The sequence below is a fragment of the Vibrio sp. 2132-1 genome, from assembly GCF_033344315.1.
Window position 1 is genome coordinate 1 of record NZ_JAWPON010000655.1, and the last position, 570, is coordinate 570.

Consider the following 570-nt stretch of genomic DNA (forward strand, 5'->3'; position numbering starts at 1 on the left):
GGCGCAGAGTAATAGTGCAGGGAGATGCGATTGAATTTTCATGTTGAGCTCTTGTTATTTGAATGGCTTGCATAAAAATTATACATGTTTTTGGCGAATGAATAATCGGGATTGGCGTTTGTCACTCTGCGCCAATTCGTTTTATAGTTCGCCTAAAGGAGATCACTATGCCTAATCCACTGTTGTTACAACCCCGAATCCAATAGGCGTTGTTGACTGAGAACGCAGCAACAGCGCCACGAGAAATCGTTCCGTGGCAAAATTTTACTCTCTATTGAAGAGGCAAATGCCATGACTAAACATTGGTCTAAAGTTCAGTATCTGCACCAAGTGGTGCAAAACGCCAACATCCATATTAAAGGTACTCACAGTTATTACAGCGATTGCTGGGATAATGGTTTTGAGCAATCCGTCGTTCGTTATCTGCTGGGGGATGAAATCAGCAAGCAGTGGCAACCCAGTTGGGAAGTCGACCAACTCTATATTGGTGACTACGTTTGTATCGCCGCCGAAGCGGTGATTTTAATGGGTGGTAACCACAATCATCGAACCGATTGGTTCTGCTTGTAT

At 43.9% G+C, this 570-nt stretch carries 1 pseudogene; it reads left to right on the forward strand.

The features are described from left to right. Positions 1 to 291 precede the first annotated feature (291 nt). Positions 292 to 570 (forward strand): annotated as a pseudogene (locus tag R8N47_RS27210) (antibiotic acetyltransferase); the annotation flags it as partial.